Origin of the sequence: Sinosporangium album, from assembly GCF_900100605.1 — a bacterium.
In the GTDB taxonomy this organism is placed as follows: domain Bacteria; phylum Actinomycetota; class Actinomycetes; order Streptosporangiales; family Streptosporangiaceae; genus Sinosporangium; species Sinosporangium album.
On sequence record NZ_FNCN01000024.1, the window covers coordinates 16,330 to 37,001 of the forward strand.

General features: G+C 64.0%; 17 protein-coding genes. 10 read left to right on the forward strand and 7 right to left on the reverse strand.

All coding sequences use genetic code 11. From position 1 onward, the window contains the following. Positions 1 to 72 precede the first annotated feature (72 nt). The 4 genes from BLQ73_RS22105 to BLQ73_RS22120 all read left to right on the forward strand — a co-directional run bounded on the left by BLQ73_RS22105 (position 73) and on the right by BLQ73_RS22120 (position 6,674). Complete coding sequence (locus BLQ73_RS22105) at positions 73 to 897, forward strand: SDR family NAD(P)-dependent oxidoreductase (RefSeq protein ID WP_143020376.1); 825 nt, start codon at positions 73 to 75, stop codon at positions 895 to 897. Positions 898 to 1,462: 565 nt separating this feature from the next. Beyond that, on the forward strand, positions 1,463 to 3,679 hold the full coding sequence (locus BLQ73_RS22110) for a hemopexin repeat-containing protein (RefSeq protein WP_093172915.1): 2,217 nt from the start codon (positions 1,463 to 1,465) through the stop codon (positions 3,677 to 3,679). A 355-nt stretch (positions 3,680 to 4,034) separates the two neighbouring features. Further along, the gene (locus tag BLQ73_RS22115; protein ID WP_093172917.1) at positions 4,035 to 5,243 is read left to right on the forward strand and encodes an alpha/beta hydrolase family protein; all 1,209 of its coding nucleotides are present in this window, start codon (positions 4,035 to 4,037) and stop codon (positions 5,241 to 5,243) included. A gap of 408 nt (positions 5,244 to 5,651) precedes the next feature. Continuing rightward, on the forward strand, positions 5,652 to 6,674 hold the full coding sequence (locus BLQ73_RS22120; protein WP_093172919.1) for an LLM class flavin-dependent oxidoreductase: 1,023 nt from the start codon (positions 5,652 to 5,654) through the stop codon (positions 6,672 to 6,674). Positions 6,675 to 7,699: 1,025 nt separating this feature from the next. On the opposite strand, the gene BLQ73_RS22125 is transcribed toward BLQ73_RS22120, so the two are convergent. From BLQ73_RS22125 to BLQ73_RS22150, 6 genes are all read right to left on the reverse strand, one after another. After that, on the reverse strand, positions 7,700 to 8,200 hold the full coding sequence (locus BLQ73_RS22125) for a flavin reductase family protein (protein ID WP_093172921.1): 501 nt from the start codon (positions 8,198 to 8,200) through the stop codon (positions 7,700 to 7,702). An 81-nt stretch (positions 8,201 to 8,281) separates the two neighbouring features. After that, positions 8,282 to 9,088, reverse strand: coding sequence for an enoyl-CoA hydratase/isomerase family protein (locus tag BLQ73_RS22130; protein WP_093172923.1), 807 nt, complete (start codon positions 9,086 to 9,088; stop codon positions 8,282 to 8,284). Next, on the reverse strand, positions 9,085 to 9,408 hold the full coding sequence (locus tag BLQ73_RS22135; RefSeq protein ID WP_176955596.1) for a NifU family protein: 324 nt from the start codon (positions 9,406 to 9,408) through the stop codon (positions 9,085 to 9,087). Before BLQ73_RS22135 ends, BLQ73_RS22130 begins: the two co-directional genes overlap by 4 nt. Next, positions 9,405 to 10,397 carry an amidohydrolase family protein gene (locus BLQ73_RS22140; protein WP_218125960.1) on the reverse strand — a complete coding sequence of 331 codons (993 nt, stop codon included), beginning with the start codon at positions 10,395 to 10,397 and terminating at the stop codon, positions 9,405 to 9,407. The genes BLQ73_RS22135 and BLQ73_RS22140 overlap by 4 nt, the downstream gene beginning before the upstream one ends. Positions 10,398 to 10,540: 143 nt before the next feature. Further along, a complete protein-coding gene (locus BLQ73_RS22145; protein WP_093172927.1) occupies positions 10,541 to 11,413 on the reverse strand; it encodes an MBL fold metallo-hydrolase in 873 nt (290 codons plus the stop codon). Continuing rightward, the gene (locus BLQ73_RS22150) at positions 11,413 to 12,279 is read right to left on the reverse strand and encodes an oxygen-binding di-iron domain-containing protein (protein ID WP_093172929.1); all 867 of its coding nucleotides are present in this window, start codon (positions 12,277 to 12,279) and stop codon (positions 11,413 to 11,415) included. Before BLQ73_RS22150 ends, BLQ73_RS22145 begins: the two co-directional genes overlap by 1 nt. Before the next feature lie 903 nt (positions 12,280 to 13,182). On the opposite strand from BLQ73_RS22150, the gene BLQ73_RS22155 reads away from it, so the two are divergent. The 6 genes from BLQ73_RS22155 to BLQ73_RS22180 all read left to right on the forward strand — a co-directional run bounded on the left by BLQ73_RS22155 (position 13,183) and on the right by BLQ73_RS22180 (position 19,099). After that, a complete protein-coding gene (locus BLQ73_RS22155; protein ID WP_093172931.1) occupies positions 13,183 to 13,602 on the forward strand; it encodes a cupin domain-containing protein in 420 nt (139 codons plus the stop codon). Beyond that, positions 13,599 to 14,459: an ABC transporter permease gene (locus BLQ73_RS22160; RefSeq protein WP_093172933.1), complete on the forward strand. Its 861-nt coding sequence runs from the start codon at positions 13,599 to 13,601 to the stop codon at positions 14,457 to 14,459. Before BLQ73_RS22155 ends, BLQ73_RS22160 begins: the two co-directional genes overlap by 4 nt. A gap of 124 nt (positions 14,460 to 14,583) precedes the next feature. Beyond that, entirely contained in the window at positions 14,584 to 15,327 is a 744-nt protein-coding gene (locus tag BLQ73_RS22165; protein ID WP_218125961.1) for an ABC transporter ATP-binding protein, read from the forward strand. A 60-nt stretch (positions 15,328 to 15,387) separates the two neighbouring features. Beyond that, complete coding sequence (locus BLQ73_RS22170; RefSeq protein WP_093172937.1) at positions 15,388 to 16,371, forward strand: ABC transporter substrate-binding protein; 984 nt, start codon at positions 15,388 to 15,390, stop codon at positions 16,369 to 16,371. A 79-nt stretch (positions 16,372 to 16,450) separates the two neighbouring features. Further along, entirely contained in the window at positions 16,451 to 17,386 is a 936-nt protein-coding gene (locus tag BLQ73_RS22175; RefSeq protein ID WP_176955597.1) for a cyclase family protein, read from the forward strand. 18 nt (positions 17,387 to 17,404) lie between these two features. Further along, complete coding sequence (locus BLQ73_RS22180) at positions 17,405 to 19,099, forward strand: thiamine pyrophosphate-binding protein (RefSeq protein WP_093172940.1); 1,695 nt, start codon at positions 17,405 to 17,407, stop codon at positions 19,097 to 19,099. Between the two features lie 45 nt (positions 19,100 to 19,144). Here the strand turns inward: BLQ73_RS22180 and BLQ73_RS22185 are convergent, their stop codons facing one another. Beyond that, positions 19,145 to 19,834: a GntR family transcriptional regulator gene (locus BLQ73_RS22185; RefSeq protein WP_093172942.1), complete on the reverse strand. Its 690-nt coding sequence runs from the start codon at positions 19,832 to 19,834 to the stop codon at positions 19,145 to 19,147. Positions 19,835 to 20,672: the final 838 nt, after the last annotated feature.

Here is a 20,672-nt window from a genome sequence, read left to right on the forward strand (position 1 = left end):
CCAAGACGGAACCCGTGTTCCTCTTAGAGGTTAGAGTGAAACGGAACGTAGGTTCCGCAAATAGGGGTGGTCATGAGGACGATCGTCATCACTGGAGGCACGGACGGGATGGGAGCGGCGCTGGCGCGCCACTTCCTGTCAGCAGGTGACCGCGTGGCCGTCATCGGCCGCAGTCGCGCGAAGTTCGACGCGCTGCTCGCCGCAGTCGGCGACCCATCCGCGGTCGAGCGGGCCGAGTTCGTCGCTGCGGACCTGTCGCTCATGGCCGACAGTCGCCGCGTTGTCGCGCAGCTGACCGCTCGTTTCGAGCAGGTCAATGCTCTGGTGCTGGCCGCCTCGTATATTCGGCGGCACCGTCACGTCACCGCCGAGGGACACGAGGCGTCCTGGGCGCTGTTCTTCCTGTCCAAGCATCTCCTGGTCACCGGACTGGCTGAGCCGCTGCGAGCGTCCGGCCGCCCGGTTATCGCCAACACATCCGTGCCTGGGGCCAAGGCGGAGGCGCTCGACTTTGATGATCCCGAACTGACGCAGGGGTTCACCTTCGGAAAGTCCAACGCGCAGCAGCGACGCGCTAACGAGTTGCTCGGCATCCTTGCCACACGAGACATCCCCGACCTCAGCTACGTGACCTGGGGGCCGGCTGGGCTGGTGCGCTCGAGCTTCGCGGGGGAAGTCGGCGCTGGTATGAAGATCGCCGCCACGATCCTGGGTCCGCTGATCGGCCAACAGCCCGACGACGCTGTGCGCCCCCTCATCGACCTCATCGACAACCCCACACCTGGCCGAGCCGCCTACCGCGGACATAAGCCAGTTCCGCTTGTCGTCGGCCTCCACGATGAGCAGGACGCCACGCGCCTTGGTGAGGTCGCGGAGGCGGCCGAGGACGAAACGTAGGCGACGGGTGAGATGGCGGGGGTGCACGATCCGTGCTGGGTGTACGGCAGCGCCCAGGACTTGACCACCGCGGCGGTGGAGGCCGGCTTCAAGTTGGCGGGCATCAGGCCCTCGACGGTTTCCGGGTCGGCTGGGATCCAGCCGAAGCAGATCATGCGGCTGTTGGCGGGGAGCGGAGGGCCGCCAGTTCGGGCACACGTGCTTCCCGCTTATAACGGCTTACAGCCGGAACGTGTGTTGAGTCCTCTCAAAAAACAGTCACAACCAAAGGCTTCGCATTCACTCGCGAATACGCCAGTCGGCATGTTTGCCTCACAGTAGGCCATAAAGGGGATCTTTTAGGAGTTAAGTCTGCGAGTCTGATCCTGTTTATATGGGATATATGCGGGTATTAGCGATTAGCTTCTGGAACGTAGCAATGAGCACAGCACCTCCAATGTCGTGTCATCCGGCGATGCATTGCAAGGTAATTCCGGCCCGACCGAAATGCTTACTTCCGTCGTTGGTCCGGCCTCAGGGGTCGGATCTAACCCGCTGAGCCGCCATACCCGAAAGGTGATCCGCCGTGCCCCTTCTTGCCCCGATCGCCACTCTTGACCTGACGAGAGAAGAAGGCTACGAGCAGGACTATCGCAATTTCATCCGAGCGATCCGCATCGGCGTGACGAATAATGGCGCTCTTCGTTATGCGGACTACGGGGAGGGTGCGGCCCGCCGCATAGTCTATCGCATGGAAGAAAATATCAATCTCGCCGAAAGAGACGCCTATTTCAGTGTTCGGATGACAGTGGGCGGCGGCAGCATAGACCTCTATGTTCGACGGGACAATCTCTACAACGTTGGTTTCGCCCAAGTAGACGCCCAGGGTAACGCCCGCCGCTTCTATTATTTGGGAGACGACCGCGATAGGCAGAGGATGCAGGCATTGGACTGGGTTCCCGCAGGGAACCTGGCGGAGATCGGCGTCGGGGAGAACTATCAGGATCTGGAGCGCGCCGCCCACGTGGCAACGGATCGAACAGAGATCACAATGTCCCGGGAAAGCCTGGTGGGGCGGGTAAATAATTTACTCGAGACCTCTCCGTCCACCCAGGATATGGCTGGCGGCATGCTCCTGCTGACGGAGATGGTCTGTGAAGCGGCGCGCTTCTATTACATCTCCCAGGCGATCAGCACGGCGTGGAGTGAATACAGGGCTGTGGATCCGGACACCCGACGTCAGATGTATGAGCTGGAGAGAAGATGGCATGTCATCGGCCTCCATCTCCAAGCGCGCATGGAGAACCTGTTGCCTGTGGGCGATGGTCGGGCCCTTCCTCCGCTCAGGGTCGGCTCGATGACCTTTTCCAGTGTTCTTGAGGTCGCAGCGGCCCTCGCGATCATCTATCTGAAGGCCGTCTCCGGCACGAGCGCCTCGAGTGGCCGGAGTGCCCGGAGCGCCGATGCCGTCCTGGCCGCGACCGGCGACGGCCACATCCGTTACCCGTTGATCGATGCGGCGGTCAACACCCTTGAAGGCAGCCAAATCGCGATTTTCTTCCAGGCCAACGAGACCCTGGCCTATGACCTGGCGGCCGACGCATTCCTCGACGGCCCCTGGCCGATATCGGCTTCCTGGCCGGGGCTCAGCGGGACCGAGTTCGCCAATGGAGTGAGCGCGGCCACGGTCGTTCCCGACTCCCAGGACATCATCTGGTTGTTCCGCGGGTCGCAGTACGTCAGATACAGCGCCGCCCAAGACAGGATCCTGGTGGGCCCGAAAGAAATCTATGACGGCTGGCCGGGGCTGAAGGACACCTCATTCGTCGACTACATCGACGCCGCCGTCAAGGACCCGAGCGGCGCCAATGCCCTCTACCTCTTCCGCGGGCCCGAGGTCGTGCACTACAACCTCGACGACGACACGATCAGCGGCCCGAATCTGATCAAGAGCGCGCTGCCGGGACTGGAGGACACCGATTTCATCCACGGTGTCAGCGCCGCATTGGCCTGCCCCGGCTCGCCGAACGAGATGTGGCTTTTCCGTGACGACGAATATCTCCGCTATAACACTTACGAGTGCCGGATGGGGGTCCAGCCTAAGCCGATCGCCGAAGGCTGGTCAGGGTTCGGGAACAAGCTTTTTATCGACCGAATCGACGCGGCCCTCGCCCACCCGACTTCAGTCGGCGAGATCTGGTTCTTCCACGACGGCTACTATGTTCGTTTCAACACCCCGAACAACGTCATCAGCCACGTGACGACCCCGATAGCGGACGGGTGGCGGGGCCTCAAGCAGTACAAGGACTTTTCCCGACGCATCGATGCCGCGCTGAACAAGCCAGGGACGTCCCAAGCGTGGTTGTTCCACGGGCATTCGTATCTCACCTACGATATCGAGAACGACAGTGTCTATAGCGGCCCATACCTGATTGAGAATGGCTGGCCCGGACTCAAATCCGCGGGGTTCGACCACGTTGACGCCGCAGTGCTCGTGCCGGGTGAATCCGACCGAGCCTGGCTCTTCAAGGACGACCAATACCTCCGCTACAACCTCACCAGCAATCAGGTGATCCTGGGCCCGAAACCCATCGCGGACGGCTGGGCCGGACTCCGAGGCACCGGCTTCGACCTGCGGATCGACGCCGCCGTACGCTTCACCGGCCCTGAGAACCACCTCTGGCTCTTCTCCGGCAACTCCTACGTCCGCTACGACGTCGACAACGACAGCATCGTCGTCGGTCCAAAGGCAATCATCGACGGCTGGAATTTCGGCTTCCCGTTCGGCGATCCCCCATCGTGACCAACGACCGGTCGGGGGGCGGCGCCTGGTCCGGGGTCTAGTCCATCGCCGGGGCCGGAGGGAGCACGCGTGTCAGCGTGTTCCCTCCGCTCGCTTACGGAGCAGCACGGCGTTATCAGGCGCTTGAGATGTGCGCGAAGGACTTCCACCCGTTTGTGAACGTCAGGCTTCCCCAGTGCCAAGGCCACCTCCCGAACCCGCATGGGGAGCCCATCTGTCGTGAGATGCCCACGAATGGGCCGCCCGGCTACGTGACAAGCCTGAGAGGTCCACCTACCACCCTGACGAAAGTAAGGGGGCGAATCGGCCTTTCGGGAGCGTCGGGCATGAAGGCGTCCTTCTTACAGTGCTTCTCATGTTCAGAACCTCCCGCAATGCCACGGTCGGCCTCCTCGCCCTCACACTGGTCCTGCCCGCGTCGGCGGCGACGGCGGCCTCCATGTCAACCCCCGCTTCCGCGGCCTCCTCTGCGAGCACCTCCGACGTGCGCTTCGCGATCCCTCGCCCCACGGGGCAGTACGAGGTCGGACGCGACACCCTGCATCTCGTCGACGGTAAGCGCCGCGATCTGTGGATGCCCGCAGCGGGGCCACGTGAGCTGATGGTGTCGATGTATTACCCGGCTCGCGCCGGTGGGAAGGCCGCGCCGTACATGGGCGTAGAGGAGGCTCTTCTCCTGCTCAAAGCGCAGAAGCTTGACACCGTCTTCAAGGCCGAACAGCTCGCCGGCGTCCGCGTGAACGCACGCGTGGGCGCCCGCCCCGCGGGCGGCAAGCACCCCTTGGTGGTGCTCTCGCCAGGTTTCACGCTCAACCGCGCCACGCTGACCACGCTCGCTGAGGAATTGGCCTCGAAGGGTTACGTGGTTGCACTTGTGGATCACGCCTACGAGTCGTTCGGTACGGCTTTCGCCGGTGGCCGCACTCTGACCTGCGTCGCGTGCGAGACGGTGGAGAAAGCCCCCTCCGATGAGGAGGAGAAGAAGCTGTTGGGCAAGGCCGCCGCAAACAGAGCAGCCGATATCTCCTTCGTCATTGACCAGTTGACGCACTCCCCCAAGACCGCACCTGCCTGGAAGCGGTGGAAGATGATCGATCAACGCCGGATCGGTGCTGCCGGCCACTCGCTCGGCGGTAACGCCGCAGCGAGCGTGATGGCCACCGACCGCCGCGTTCGCGCCGGGGTGAACATGGACGGCACGTTCTTCGCCCCGGTCCCTACCTCCGGCCTCGGTAAACGGCCGTTCCTCATGCTCGGTACCAAAGCTCAGCACTCGCCCGGCTCGGCTGACGCCACCTGGCTACGAGACTGGCGGCGTCTGGACGGCTGGAAGCGCTGGCTGACTGTGGCCGACTCCGGTCACTTCACGTTTATCGACCTGCCCATCCTGGGCGAGCAGGCCGGGATCAAGGACCCGACCGCGCCGCTGTCGGGAAAGCGGTCGGGTGAGATCACCACGGGATATGTGGGTGCCTTCTTCGACCAGCATCTCCGCGGTGAGCACCGGCCGCTGCTGGACGGCCCGTCCCCCGACAATCCTGAAGTCGCCTTTCAGAACCCATAAGGGAGCTCCTGCCGTACGGCTCTGCGCTGGACGGACCGGCCGTCAGGACGTGTCACCGCGACCGTCCGTTCGGGGGTGGCGTCGGCGGCGTCATCGAGCCATCAGGACGATGCCACGCTATTCGGCCGGACCTCGATGTCGCCGTCTCCCTTGCGGTGAGATCGGCGGAGAGGCCGCCCCTGCCGGCGGGCCTGTCCCGGGCCACTGGGAATCGGGCTGGGGGCGGTCGGCGGTCATGTCACGGTGCGGCTTGGGGTGGAAGCCGCAGGAGGTCCGCCCGACCACGGGGGCGCGGGCCCGGTTTGTGGGGAAGAAGGGTGCCTGCGTAGCTGTGGACGTGGACGGGTGAGTATGTATTCTATATTCTACAGATGGTAGGAGCGGTTGGCGGAGACGTAAGGAGACCCGATGGAGATCGGCCTTTTCCACTCGATCCAGTGGCCTAAGGGGAGCGCGCAGCCTGATCGCTACAACCAGGCGTTGTATCAGGCGCAGTTCGTCGAGGAACTCGGATTTGATTCGGTGTGGTTCACCGAGCATCACTTCAGCAGGCATGGAATCGTCTCGAACAGCCTGGCTGTGCTGGCTAACCTGGCCGCGCGCACTGAGCGCATCAGGCTCGGCACGGCGGTGACGGTTCTGCCGCTCCACGATCCGGTACGGCTCGCGGAAACGGTGGCCACGGTCGACATTCTTAGCGGGGGACGGCTCGACCTGGGGATCGGCAGTGGTTACCAGGCCGGCGAATTCTCGGGATACGGACTCGATATCGCCGACAAGCACTCCCGCTTCGATGAGTCGCTTGAGGTGCTCAGGCGTATCTGGACCGAAGACCAGCCGTTCACGCACGAGGGCGAGCACTGGCGATACCTCGACTGCTACCCGCAGCCCCGGCCGATGCAGCAGCCGCATCCTCCGATCTGGCTGGCGACGGACGGCCCTCAGGGGATGGCCACGTGCGCGTCGAACGACTGGGGCGTGCTCCTGCCTCAGGGCGCGTCGTGGTCAAAGGTCGGTGAGAAGGTCGCGACCTACCAGGACGCGCTCACGCAGGCCGGGAAATCGGTTGACGACGGCAAGCTGTGGCTCGCTCGGGGTTTCTACACGGCCGCCACGACGGAGAAGGCACGCGCCGAAGCGACGGGTCCGTACATCGACTTCCTCACCCTGGCCGGCCAACTGGCAGGTCCGAAGGGGCTGCCCGGGGCCGGGGGCCGCACGTCCAGCCCGGACGAGCTCGACGCGAAGATCAACGACACGGCGATCTTTGGCAGTCCGGAGGACTGCATCGAGTCGTTCATCCGTGCCCGCGAGCTGGGCGTTCGGCGCATCATGCTCTTCGTCCACATGGGGCAGCTGCAGCATCAGCAGATCCTCGATTCGCTTGCCCTCTTCGGCAAGGAAGTGCTTCCCGTGGTGAAGGATCTCTGAGCCGCACCACATCAGTTCCGTCTCAGCACCCGACGATCAGGCGTCTCCCGTGGGCATCCCATGGGCGCCTGGTGGTCGGGTGCTTGGCGTTCGACCACAGTCGGGGCAAACGGTGGATGGAGAGGCGCTGTTCGGCGGTGGCGGTCCGAGCGGAAGCTCTCAAGCGCACTGCGCAGCGGATTTGAGCGTGGCCGACGGTGAAAGAAAGCGGCTCACCGGGCTGGTGTCGCCCGCGAGAAACGCCATGGCCCCGTGAGAAACGCCATGGCGGCGTCGGCGCCACGTGGATGTTCGGCCGCACCGGGCATGGGACAGGGCTCCGGATTATGATCCAGAAAACAGTCCGATGTGGCGGCCAGGCCGTGATCTCGATCCTGGTGTTCTCGGCGGGGTCCGCGGTCGGCCCGAGTGAATGCCGGGCCCGTCGAGGCCGAACCTGAGCTCTACGCGCCGGTCTCACGAAGAAATTGTCGCCCTCGACCGCCAGGGCCACCTTCAAGGTCGTCCCGCGATGCTCTCTGGCGAATCGGCCGATCGGCCGTGGACTCAATCGTCGACCGGGTCTCTGTCCGGTTCGAGGCCGGGCCGGATAGCGACGGGTTGTTGACCCGGCCGGTATCCATTTCGCGCCATCCGGCCCAGCGGCTTCGTACGGCCGGCCTCTTGTTACGGCCGGCGTCGTGTAGATCATGGGTACGACGGCAGCACGCATGTGAAGCGAGGTGACCGAAACGCAGCGGCCGCCGGAAGTGGGCCGATCGGCCTCGGAGTGCGCTGCCGTGCCGTCACGCGAGACCGATCACGCCAATCCATCGACCTGCACTGTAGCCCAGCGTTTCTGTCGCCGTCGTCGGCTGCAGTCCAGCGTCAACCGCGAAGGGAAGCAGACCCTGTCTTATTGCATCGTCTTATGCATCGCTGACGTGCCGACCCCGTCGCGAGCATCACCGACTATCGCACGGTGGGTCTCATCCGGTGGGTCTCATCGCGGTTCATCGTTTGTGAGTAGGTCCGGTCGCCGGCGGTCAGCGCACCTGGTCGGCCCTGAAGCCGCCGAAGCCGGAGTTGAAGTAGACCAGCGGTTCACGCCCGGGCAGGCAGTTCACGTCGATCGGCTCGGCGAGCACGATCCTGTGGTCGCCTCCTGGAAGTTCGGAGACGATCCGGCACTCCATCCACGCCACCGTTCCCTCAAGCACGGGGTGGCCCCCTGAGGGGGAGGGAGTGAATGCCACTCCCTCGAAACGGTTGGGGGCGCGCGACGCGAACCGCAGCCCGAGGGTGCTCTGATTTCTCGCCAGGACGTTGATGACCAGGTTTCCGGTGGCGCTCATGGCGGGCCATGAGGTCGACGTGTTGGCGATGGAGAACATGACCAGTAGCGGATCCAGTGACAGCGACACCAGCGACTGGATCGTCATGCCGACCGGCTCGTCGTTGGTGTTGGCCGTCAGGACGGCGACGCCGCTCGGAAACTGCCCGAGTGCCTTCTTGAACTCAACCTGCTCGACAGTCCGCGAAGCCATCTTCGCCTCCTTTCTATAGAATATATAGTACCGGATTTGAGGATGTAGTCCAGAGTTTGAACCGGCCCCCTTGGGCGTCTTTCAGAGAACGCGGTCGCCTGGATCCGCGGCGCCCGCCCCTGAGGTGTCGCTGGGCTCCCGAGACGACTCGTGCAGTACCGCAAGGCCTTCGAGCGCCAACCCGATGTCGAGGGCATCCTGCACCGCCTTCTTGAGCGGGCGTGTGAACAGATGCCTGGTGTAGCGCAATACCAGCGGGTTCTTCTCCCTGAACGAGGCAGCGAGCTCCTGAGCTCGTGGGAGCAGGTCCTCGCGAGGCATGAGTTCGTTGACCAGGCCGAGGTCCAGTGCCTGCTGTGCGGACAGCACCTCGCCCGTGAGCAGGAAATGCCTGGCCCGGTTGAGGCCCATGAGAAGCGGGAAGACGATGCTGACCGCGTCCCCCGGAACCATGTTGGAGTCGGGGAAGTGGAAGTCCCGGAACAGCCCTTCGGGAGAGCTGAGGACGATATCGGCGAGCAGCGGTATCTCCGGGTGGTGGTAAACCGGTCCGTTGATACAGGCGATGACCAGGGTGTCGATGCTGAGCAGGGCCTCCACGAGGGCAAGGCCGTTCCGCATGCGGAACGACCATTCCTCCGCCGATCTGCGGTAGAAGCCCTCGTCGCTGGGCGCCGGCCCGGAGAACAACTCACCGGTGCCACGGATGATCACGACACGGTTGTCCGGGTCGCCGGCGATCGCCCTGAACGCCTGAGGGAACTCGATGTTGCCGATGCGGCTCCAGATCAGGGAATCGCCTTCGGTGTGCAGAGTGACGTCGAGGACACCGTTCTCGCGCGTCATCTTCATCGTCTGGAACCGGTCGTGGTATTCGTCGAATCTCATGGCGTCTGCACCGGTCGGTTGAAGGGCGTGAGTTCAAGCATCGATGCGATGCGATCGAGAGCGAACCGCGAGTCGCGCACCTGCGGTGCCCGGACCTCCTTCACTCCGGGCACCTGCAGCAGGGTCTCTCGTACGGCCGACACGTAGGTCAGCGCTTGTGCGGGGCAGTGCTCACAGGCCGCGTGAAAAGTAACGTGGACCGTTCCATCCTGCACATCGGCGATCGTGACGTCTCCACCGTGCCCGCCCAGACGCCGACGAATCGACGACAATGCCTGCTCGGCCTCCTGCCACGTGCGATCATCGGTGGATTCGGTCACGCGCGCCTCCAGGTTCGCTTGTCGCCCTCGACGGAGAGCTCTACGCCCAGGGCCTCGGCGAAGTTGAGCCCGAGAATGCGGGCGCGGCCTTCGTCGGTCAGCTCCGGGTATCCGTACCCTTCCTGCAGATCCTCGGGAATCTGGATCGTCGACAGCACGTCGATGTAGAGCTGGACATTCGGGTGGACGAACGCGTCGGTGCCGTAGCAGAGGCGCTTGTCGCCGATGTAGTACAGCGCCTTTCCGAACATCTCGTAGACGCGGCGCGGCTGCTGGAAGTAGGTGTTGAACAGCGGCGACAGGATCGAGTAGACGTTCGGGAACCGCTCCGCCACGTCGATCATGTCGTCGAAGTGCACGCCGCCGAGGTGGTGCACACCGAACTTCAAGTCGGGGAAGTCGTAGGCGGCCAGCTGGAGGTCACCCGGGTGCAGGTCCTCGATCTGCGCGTGGGCGAGCGGGAAGCCCTTGTGGAACTGGACCAGTTTGATGCCCAGCTCCATCGCCTTTTCGTAGAGGGGGTAGGCGAGCTTGCGGTCGTCGGCACGCCACGCGTGTCCGGGGCGCTGGGCCTGGTAGAACTTGATGCTGACCGCGCCCATCTCCTCGACCTGGCGCGTCATCTCGTCCAGGGCCCCTCGCAGTCCCTGGTAGAGCGGGTCGACGCCTCCGCAGAAGAGGAACCTGTCCGGGTTCGACTGAGCGAGCTCGTGGTTCGTCCGGGCAGGTGACACACCGTCCCGCCACAGGGCGAACAGCGGAATCGTCTGCGCCATGGCGAAATCGGTGTCGGACTTGTCCCACAGGACCTCGTTGGCCCAGGCGATGTCCGGCGGCCCGTCAGTGAACGAATCGTTGATCGGGACGGCCTTCTTCGGGGACCGCGCGTGCATGCGCCTGAGCCGCTGAGTGAGGATCTTGCCGTCGTCGTGAACTCTGAATTCGGCCCGGTGGTCGGTCATGTGGACAACCGAATCGAAAACGATCATGCCGTTCTTCAACATTCACCTCTGTTGTCGAGAGAGACGTTTCCCTGAGAGTAGGTCTGGTCGTGCTGTTCGAACCCCGCGGGCAGGTGTTCCGGCCCGCGGGTGAGTGGCGGGATATCCGTCGGCTATGCGCCGGGCGGTGGTTACGTGGCGGTCGGTTTCGCGAACGGGTTCGCCGCCCGCGCCGATTTGCCCTCCACCAGCGCGAGCCGGTGGGCCTCCCGAATCACGGGAAGAACGCTCGCTGGGTTCGTCACGATGTTGCCGTGAGTAGGGGCCATCATCCGGATCGGATGGGTGGCCAAAATCTGTTCCAGCTCTTCGAAGTACGGTTCGCTCGACAGGAACCGCGTCCAGTACAGGGCCGTACGGGTGACGAACGTCGCCTGGTCCAGTGTGGGTTCGACGTCGAGCTCTGTTGAGGTCAGCAGACATTCCCCGGGTAGGTGGAACGTGTCGTCGTCCTCATCGTCGGGGTCATCCGGCGGGGGATGGTGGGTGTAGGCGATTCCATCGGCCGTGAAGAGCGTCTGCGTGCGCGCCTCATAACCCCACACCGTGTTGGGGATGTCCCTGATCACGGCCGGCATCACCTTAAAGGAGTAGCCGTCTCCAAGGTCGATCACATGGCCGATCGGAAGCTCATGGAAACGATCGGCGTACTCCGGCAGGTAGAGGTGGTAGTCGCGGACGTCGCCACCGACCCGGAGGTTCGGATAGCGCTCGAACAGCGCCTCAAGGTCGCCGGAGTGCGGCAGTTCCGGGTGGCTCGGGATGACCCAGTCCAGAGGACGGTCCCCAAGCGCCTGATCGAGGCCGGCGTGAAGGTCCGAGTTGAGACTCGGGAATCCGACGTCGTACAGCAGGGTGGCGTCCGACCCGACGATGAGGAACTGAGAGGCGTGAAGGTGGGCCCGGACCCCGTCGAACACGGGTCCGGTGGGAACACATTGGGGCAGCCACCAGAAGCCAGGCTCAAGTTCTCGGGGTGGGATGGCGCTGATCTGATCGGACATCACTGATGTGCACCTCTTGTGAGAGACCCTTCGTCCAACCGTGAGAGCGCGGACTGGATCGCCTCGTATGCCGCAGCAACGTGCTCCGCGCCCTCGATGACCCGTCCGTGAGTAGGGCAGATTCGGTTGACGGTGCGTTCGCCGAACAGCTTTTCGAGATCGGAACGGACAGGTGCCAGGGCGGCGCCTTCCAGCCACCAGAACTTCGCCAGGAGGTGGTCGTCGACCGCCGTCGGGTCCGACCAGATCTTGGACGGCTCCGAACAGGGCAGACGAGCTTCCTCGAACGTGTCGGCGAGGAGGTGGTCAAAGGAGTCCGACGTGAACAGCGAGCCGGTCTCGGCGTCATAGAACCAGAAGGTCGACAGAACACGAAGCATCGGTGCCAACACGATGAGTTCGCGGTCGTCGCCGATCGGGATCGCAGAGCCATTGGGCATGCGGGACATCTGGACGAACCCGCTGTGCCCCCCGGACTTCACAGAGGCCAGGGATTCGAAGCCGTCGAAGAGGTTCGGAATGCCGCCGGCGACAAGCCTTTCAATGGGAAAGGATCGGCCGACGGAATCGATGGCACCGATGACATCTCGCTCGGCACGGGTAAGGCAGATGTTGATCGAAGTGTCTGATGGAACGAGGTCCAGCAGCTGCGAGGCGACGAGTTCGCCTTGGTAGCGCGGACCAGGATCGATGAGTGTTGTTCTGTCAGGGGTGACGATTGCGTAGGCGTTGGTCGCCTGCCAACCGGTCGTGTGCTTCGGGAGCCACGAAACACGCCCGTCGGCCTGGAACGCCGAGCCCATGGCGTACAGCGACTCCGGGACGAGCGGCACGGGCGGCGTCGCGGGTTTCTCTTCGCGGGGCATGCCGGGAGCATACTCTATGAAGTATAGATTCGAAAGGGTATGAATCCGCGTGTCCCCCCGAGGCGCCTTCCGGCGCGGTCTTGGGGGACCGGCAAGGTTTCGGTCTGGCGGCCAAGGGTGAAAAAGCGCGTTCCAGGTGGCCCATTCCCTGAATGCCCTGTATCGACAGCGTAAACACCTTGTAACCCAGGTGGGACAGATCACCCTCTTTGCGCTGTCCGGGCCGCTGGCTCGGGGGTCGAGACCGGGACCGCCGTCCCCGGTCGCCTGGCGTCGGGCGCAGCGGCACCGAGGCGGTGCGCCGCTGGGCCATCACAGGCGATCATGCGCCCAAGTGCTGATAAGGCACTCAAGCGCGCAACAAGGCGCGCAAAGGCGCTACGTTCCTCTCCGTGTTAGCCTGCCAAAAACAGGCACTACTACGATAAAAAGCAAGCTGAGGGCAGGAAAGGCAACATTGCCCTCCTCGATCTGGCTCCCCGTCGGCCGACGTCATCCACGTCATGCGCCGCGACCGCAACCCCCACCAACACGCCGGTAAGCCGCTCCGCTGATGACCTTGGCCGCTTGATAAACCCACAGGGACACCCTCCCGAGAGCAGTGCATCCACACCCCCGGATCGCTGCGCCGGCTCCCTCCGCCGCTCATCCGTACGGCACCGCCACGTCGATCGCTTGCGCAGTCGGTTGCGCGGCGCCGGTCCAGACTGCCCGACGGCATGCCGCGTCACCAGCTCAAACAGTGCTTCCGCAGGCCGCTAGCCGAATCGACGCACTGGCGAAGCCGCCCACATGTGAAGTATGTGAAATCCAGCCTTGACGATGCTGGCGAGTCACAGCCATACTCCCCCTCTATAGTCCATATTGTACAGCGATGTACAGCGACGGTGAGGTGACTACGGCGTGCAAGAAGAGAAGGGGACCCCGCGGCTGTTCGCGTGGGCCGACCAAGTTGCGGGTCTGAGCTGGACCGGGCTCCACCGCGATGACGAGTGGGGGTGGCACCGAGGACGCACGCCGGCGGTTGAGGTCACCAACGCACGCACCGGGGTCGTAGTGCTGCCCTTGGGGCAGGCCAGTCCTCCGCATGTCAAAGACGCGGATGTAGTGATCATCGGCCTTGACGGCGTCATCGACTTCCTCGTCGACGGTGAGAAGTTCCGGGTGGGGGAGCGCGACTTCCTCACCGTGCCGGCGGGATGCGTCTACTCCTACAAGAACGCTGGGATGGGCAACGCGTCATTCGTCGGGATCATCATACGAACGGACGCGTGGCCATCGACCAACCAGTACCTCAATGAAGCAGGGGAGGTGGTCGCGTGAGCAGTGTTCTCGCGTCCGAATCCAAGAGCGACTCCGAGCAGAAGGCACCGCCCAGCCGCGGTCGTGCCCGCAAACGGGGGAAAGAACTCTCAGGCATTCGGCTCAGAGCCGGTCAGATCTTGGTCTTCGTCGTTTTCCTGGCCGCCTGGGAATTCGCCGTCAGCATGGGGCTGGTCGGTGAGGTTCTGGTCAGCCGACCGCTCAAGGTCTGGGACAAGCTCGTGGAGCTCGCCATGAGCGAGCGGCTCTACAGTGCGGCCTGGGTGACCACGAAGGAGATCCTGGTCGGCCTGGTCCTTGGAACCGTGCTGGGAGTGGCGTGCGGACTGGTGTTCGCGCTCAAGCCCAATATCTACAAGCTGTTCCAGCCCTTCGTGACCACGATCTACACCGTGCCGCGGACCGCCCTCGTGGGGTTGTTCGTGATCTGGTTCGGGCTGGGCGAGATGTCGAAGATCGTGCTGGTCGTTTCGCTGGTCTTCTTCTCGATGCTGTTCAACTCGTACTCCGGCATCGCGAACGTCGATCGCAACCTCGTCAACGCCGTCCGGCTCATGGGCGGTGGAAACGCGGACGTCGTACGCCACGTGTATCTGCCGTCGGCGGTGCCGTGGATTTTCGCGGGCCTGCGCATCAGCCTGATCTTCGCGCTCACCGGAGCGATCGTGGGCGAGATGCTGGCATCGCGGAACGGCCTCGGATTCCTCCTCCAGGGATACGCCGCACTCTTCGACTCAGCGGGCGTCTTCGCCGTCCTCGTGATCGTTGCGATCTTCGCGAACTGCCTCTCGGCGGTGCTCAACATATGTGAGCGACTGATGATCCGGTGGAAGGACGATGGACCCGCGTCCACGTGAGTCTCCATCGGTCGATCGAGCGGCAGCTCGGCCTGTCACGCCACCTCCAAGCGATCAGGATCTCTCCATGAATGCATCAGTACCCGCCGTTGAGACCCGACAGCGCGCCGACGTCCCTTCGAATGTGATCGAGCTTGAGCGACTCTCGCTCACTGTCGACAGAAAGTCGGGGGAACCACTGGAAATCCTCCGGGACGTAACCCTGGAGATCGGCCAAGGCGAGTTCGTCTGCGTCGTCGGGCCAAGCGGATGCGGCAAAAGCACTATCCTCAACGCGGTTGCCGGCATCAGCCTCGCCGGACGCTGGTCGGGTGGCGTCCGCGTGTATGGCGAGGAGAGTCGGACATTCGACTCCCGCATCGGCTACATGGTCCAGCACGACACCCTGCTTCCATGGCGCACCGCCCGTGAGAACGTGGCCCTCGGCGGGCAGCTCTCCGGCCGGTCGGGGGTCGACGCCGACAAGCTTCTCGCGCAGGTGGGCCTGGGCGGTTTCGAGAAGTCCTATCCGCACCAGCTCTCGGGGGGAATGCGCAAGCGAGCGCAGCTGGCCCGGATCCTGGCGCAGAACACCTCGACGATCCTGATGGACGAGCCATTTGGCGCTCTTGACTATCTCACGAAGATCGAGATGCAGCAACTGCTCCTTCAACAGGTCGGTGAGGAGAAGTCGGTTCTATTCGTGACGCATGACCTCACCGAGGCCATCACCCTCGCTGATCGCATCATTGTCATCGGACCGCGGCCCGGCACGGTCGTCGACGTTGTGCCGGTCAATCTCCCACGACCTCGCCGTCATGACGAAGTCATTGACGATCCGCAGTTCCGCATCCTCTATGACCGCCTGTGGTCGCAACTCAAGCACTGAATCCGGCGATGCAGCCGCGGATATCCGTCAGAACTCAGCGAAGGTAGTTGGAGAAAGCATATGAAGACCATGGCGTTAAAGGCTGCTCGGATCGCCGTCGTGATCGCGGCGGCGGCATCCCTTGCAGCCTGCGGTTCGAGCGATTCGACGGCCGACGACGGACTCGACACCGTCAAGATCGGGCAGTTTCCCGGCATCGTGACGAATTCGCAGGTCTGGCTGGGCGGAGATGAGTTCTACGGCACCTTCAAGAAGCACGGACTGAAGGTCGAGATCGTCCCTGGCAGCCCGCAGATCAGCACGGCTCAACTGGTTTCCGGTGAAGTCGACATCGTCGCCAGCAACGCGCTGTCGGTCTACTCCCTTCGTGACAAGGGCGAGAACGTCAAGTTGCTGAGCAAGCTGTCGACGAACCTCCAGATCATGCTTGCACGCTCCGATCAGAAGATCGAACCCGGCGATTTCGCGGCGCTGAAGGGCAAGCGCATCGGAGTGCTGGGCCTCAACAACCAGGCGACCGTGCAGGCCATGCTCGTCGGCCACGGTGTCGATCCATCGTCGATCACGTTCACCATCGTCCCCGATGACCCGACGGGCCGTTCGCTGCTGAAGGCGAAGGAATTCGACTTCTACGTCACGATCGAGCCGGGTGCCTCGGCAGCCGTCACCGAAGGTTTCGCCCGGGTGTGGATGGACTTCCGAACGCCTGCCGCGGGAGACCTTCAGAAGCAGCCCAACGTCATGCTCTTCGCGAAGAGCAGCTGGCTTGATCAGAACAAGGATGTGGCGAAGCGGGTCCAGCAGGCGGTCCAGGAGACCATCGACACCGCGAAGGCGGACCCCACGAAGGCGGTCGACCTGATCGTCAAGGGACTGCCTGACGGTGACACGGCCGCGATCCGCCGACTCGCCCCCGAAGAGATCAAGACATGGGCGGGGCCGGTGACCCAGGAGGACATCACGCTGCTCAACCAGATTTATGTGAAGGCAGCGAAGCTCGCCAAGAAGGACGAGAAGTTCGAAGAGATCGTCTGGCAGCCCTAAGGCCCCCGCACCAGCGGTATCCCTGTGGATGCCCGGGCCTCCGGGCGTCCACAGGGCCAATGACAGAACGGAAGCGTTCGTGAACCACGACCAGATGAACGACGACACCGGCGCTTACCTCAGCGAGAACCGCAACTGGGGCCGGTGGGGACCTGACGACGAACGCGGAACCATCAATCTGGTCACTCCAGAGCGGATCGTCGCCGCCGCGGGCATGGCGAGATCGGGTCGCAAGGTTTCTCTCAGCCGGCCGTTCCCGACCGATGCCGGCCCGCACAACCCCCAGCCGGCGCTGCAGTACTGGAACCGCACCGACATCCACCACGGCGGCGGGCACGCCGGCGACTGGATCGGCGTCTACGCCCATGGTGTCCAGGTCACCCACCTCGACGCGCTGTGCCATGTCTGGGACGCGGACGGTATCTACAACGGCCGAGGGCCGGACGTGCTCGGATTCCGGGGGACGACCTTCGGCGGGATCGAGGCGTGGCGAGACGGCATTTTCACCCGAGGCGTCATGCTCGACGTGCCGAGGCACCGCGGAGTTGAATTCGTCGAATACGACGAGCCGGTGCACGGCGCCGAGCTTGAAGAGATCCTGGAAAAGAGGGGGATCGAGCTCCAGCCGGGTGACGCGGTGTGCGTTTACAGCGGTCGCGAGAAGTGGCAGGCCGCCAATCCCGACAAGCCCTATGGCCGGTGGGTCGGGCCGAGCGGGCGCCATGAATACCCGGGGCTGCACGGCTCCTGCAACCGCTTCCTGCGTGAACACGATGTCAGTCTGCTGGTGTGGGACATGCTCGACCGGCAACCGGACGCCTATCAGTCGGGTATCCCGTTCACGGTTCATGGAGCGATCCACGCTTTCGGGCTGGCCGTTCTCGACAACGCGCTGCTTGAGCCGCTCGCCGACGCCTGCCTGGAGGAGGGCCGGGACGACTTCCTGCTGCTTGCTGTGCCGCTCTTCCTGCCAGGAGGAACGGGTTCGCCGGTCAATCCGATCGCAGTGTTCTGAGAGTCTGGTAGACGAGAAATGAAGGGTTTCCAGGCCGCGGCACGCGGTATCGCCGCCACGGGCGTCACCCACGTATTCGGTCTCCTGGGCGACGGAAATCTGACGATGATCACGCACCTGGCCGCGACGTCCGGGATCGAATTCGTCCGGGCCCGCCATGAGTCCGGAGCGGTCACGATGGCGTCGGGATTTCAGCGCGCGAGCGGCCGACGGGCGATCGCGAGCGTGACCCAGGGCCCCGGCCTGACCAACGCGCTCACCGCCCTCACCGCGGCGGTCCGCGACCGTGTGCCCCTGCTGCTCGTGGTCGGCGACGTCGCTCCGAACGATCTCTACCACCTACAGCGCAGCGATCATGCTGCGATAGCCGCTCTCGCCGGCGCCGGCTTCGTGGAATCTCGCGAACCATCTCAGATCGAGGCCGATATCGCGGCCACGATGGCGGTCGCCGAACGCGAGCAACGGCCGTATGTGCTCAACATTCCCGAAACGCTTTTGACCGCTGACGCCGACGGCACCGACGAGGGTACGGCACCGCCACAGCTCACGCGCGAACCCGATGTCGAGCCCGATGTCGAGCCCGATGTCGAGCCCGATGTCGAGCGTGTCCGCGTGCGGGAACCGGACGACATCGAGCGGGTCGCCGAGCTCCTGACGTCAGCAAGGCGTCCGGTGCTGCTCGCGGGCTTGGGCGCGGCGAAGGCCGCGGCCGGCCCAGCGCTTCGCGAGCTGGGACGAAGGACGGGCGCCCTGTTGGCGACCACCTTGATGGCGCATGGCCTGTTCGCCGATGATCCGTGGTCTGTGGGCGTGTCCGGGGGATTCTCGACGCCTCAGGCCATGGACCTGCTTGCCGACGCGGACCTGGTGGTGAGCTTCGGCGCGCGTTTGAACGCGCTGACCACAGCAGGTGGGCGTCTTTACCGGTCCGCCTCGATCGTCCAGGTGGACCTGGATGAGGCCGCTCTGGGGGAGCGCGTGAGTCCCACCGTGACCCTGGCGGGGGACGCCCGCCGTGTCGCGCAGGAGCTCGTCAGCGCGCTCGAAGCACGGGACACGCCGGTCCACGTCGGCTACCGCTCGGACAGGGTGCGACGGTTGCTGGACGACTGGGATCCGGAGCGATGGCCGACCGGCGACGCGGTCGGCGAGACGATCGACCCGAGGACCTTCTCCGCCGTGCTCAGCCGGACGCTACCTCGCGAACGCACGATCGTTGTGGACACCGGTCACTTCATGCAATTTCCAAGCACACACCTGCTCCCCCCGGATGAGCGTGGTTTCCTGCTCTCCGTTGGGTTCGGGAGCTTGGGCCTGTCTTTGGGCACTGCCATCGGCGCGGCCGTCGGCCGTCCTGACCGTGTCACGATCGCGACCATGGGGGACGGTGGCTTCCTGATGGCGCTCGCCGAACTTGAGACGGTCGCCAGGCTCGCACCGCGCCTGGTCATCGCCGTCTTCAACGATGCGGCTTACGGTGCGGAGGTCCATCACCTTCGGGCCAAGCAGATGCCCGATGAGATCGCGTTCTTTCCGTCTGTGGACATCGCGGCCGTTGCCGCTTCGATGGGCATCGCCAGCCGGGTGGTTCGTACGGCAGGCGACGTGGAGTCCTTGAACGCGAAGGACTTCGACCGTCCGTTGCTCCTCGACGCCAGGGTCGACCCGGGCGCCGTCGCGCCGTACTTCGCCCGCAAATACCCGACCGGGTAGTGCCGGGTAGTGCCGGGTAATGAGGGGGACCCGAACGGGTTCCCCTCATTCGGATTTCGTGGCGAGTTCTTGGGTCAGTTCAATCGTTTTCGCGAGATGCGCATCGTTCAGCTGCACCAGCAGATCGGCGTCGTTGGCGAGGGCCGCGTCGAGCATGCGCTTGTGCTCTTCGAGGAGCGCGTCGGAGGCTCCGCGGTAACGCAGGGTTCCCAGGCGGTAGCGAATCGAGTTGTCCATGAGCAGTTCGATCACATGCGTCAACCAGTGGGATCGCGCGCCACTGATAAGCGCGAGGTGGAACTCGCGGTGCGCCTGGTCGAAGCTGTCCAGCTTCTCGGCATTGGAGAACATGTCTTCGTGGAGATTCTCCGCGAGGGCGGTATAGGCGTCCTGCGCCCGTTGCTGCCAGCCCGGCGGTCCGGTCGCGATAGAGCGCCGAAGGGCATCGCCCTCAAGGCTGGCGCGTAGGGTGAAAAGATCTTTGCAGTCCTCGGGCGAAATGGCGGTGACGTGAGCGCCCTTTTGGTCCACGAGTTCGATGAGCCCTGTCGCGGCGAGGCGCTGGAATGCCTCGCGCATCGGCGTCTGGCTGATCCCCCATGCCTCTCCCAAGACGGCGGGAACAAGCCGCTGGCCGGGGCGTAGTTCGCCACTCAGAATCGAGGTCTTTAGTCGCTCTACGGCGAGATCGCTGCGCGATCGGATCGCCATCGCGCGCGGCTGAACGGTTGCCATCGGCCGGCTTCCCTCTCTCTGCTCGCTACTCTACTTACTATAGCCCATAGGATCCGGGGTCGCCGGTGCGAGAAGTTCTCCGTGTCATTAAATCTCGGCGACGGTCGCCCGGAGGCTGAGCTGCGATTACGGGTTCACGGTCACAGGGTTGGGTGTATCGGTGACGGTGAGTGCGCGGGGCCGGCGGTGTGCTCAGGGGCCGTGTCTCGTAGCCGCGCGATGATCCACGATGCGCGTGGCCGGAGTTCGCATACAAGATCACCTTCACGAGTTCGTGAAGGTCGCGTTGAATCTGCGTAATGCGCCCAACCCTACCGCTCCGACCATGGCCGCGTCGGAAAAGAGGTGAACAACGTCGAACAACGTCGAGGGGCCTTAAGTGGGCCGGTGCCATACGGCCGACAAGTGCAGTCCACAAGTACGATCGGCAACTTCGGCCTGCAACTTCGGCCGGTAAGTGCGGCCGGTAAGTGCGGCACTCAGTCCGGCTGGCAGGTACGGCCGACAAGTTCGGCCCGCCGGTACGGCCGGCCAAAATGGCCGGCGGAAGTGTGGCCGCTGTGCGCCGCCAAGCCCGGAGGCGCCATGCGTGGAATGTCGACTCTGATGCCGCTCACCCATGTGCAGGCTTATCCATAAAACGGATAAGTCGCTCATTCTCGGCGAAACATCACCACAAGTCCTCGGCTGTCTGCCGAGCCGGACGCGAGGGCATTGCCATGGCGTGTCTAAGCTCGACCGCCCCGAAGGGCGGTCGCCGTGAATCTCCCGTCTCCGCCACCGTCGGCGGCCTGCGGGAGAAGCGTCAACTCACCTCCATTGCACTCATTCCTCTGGA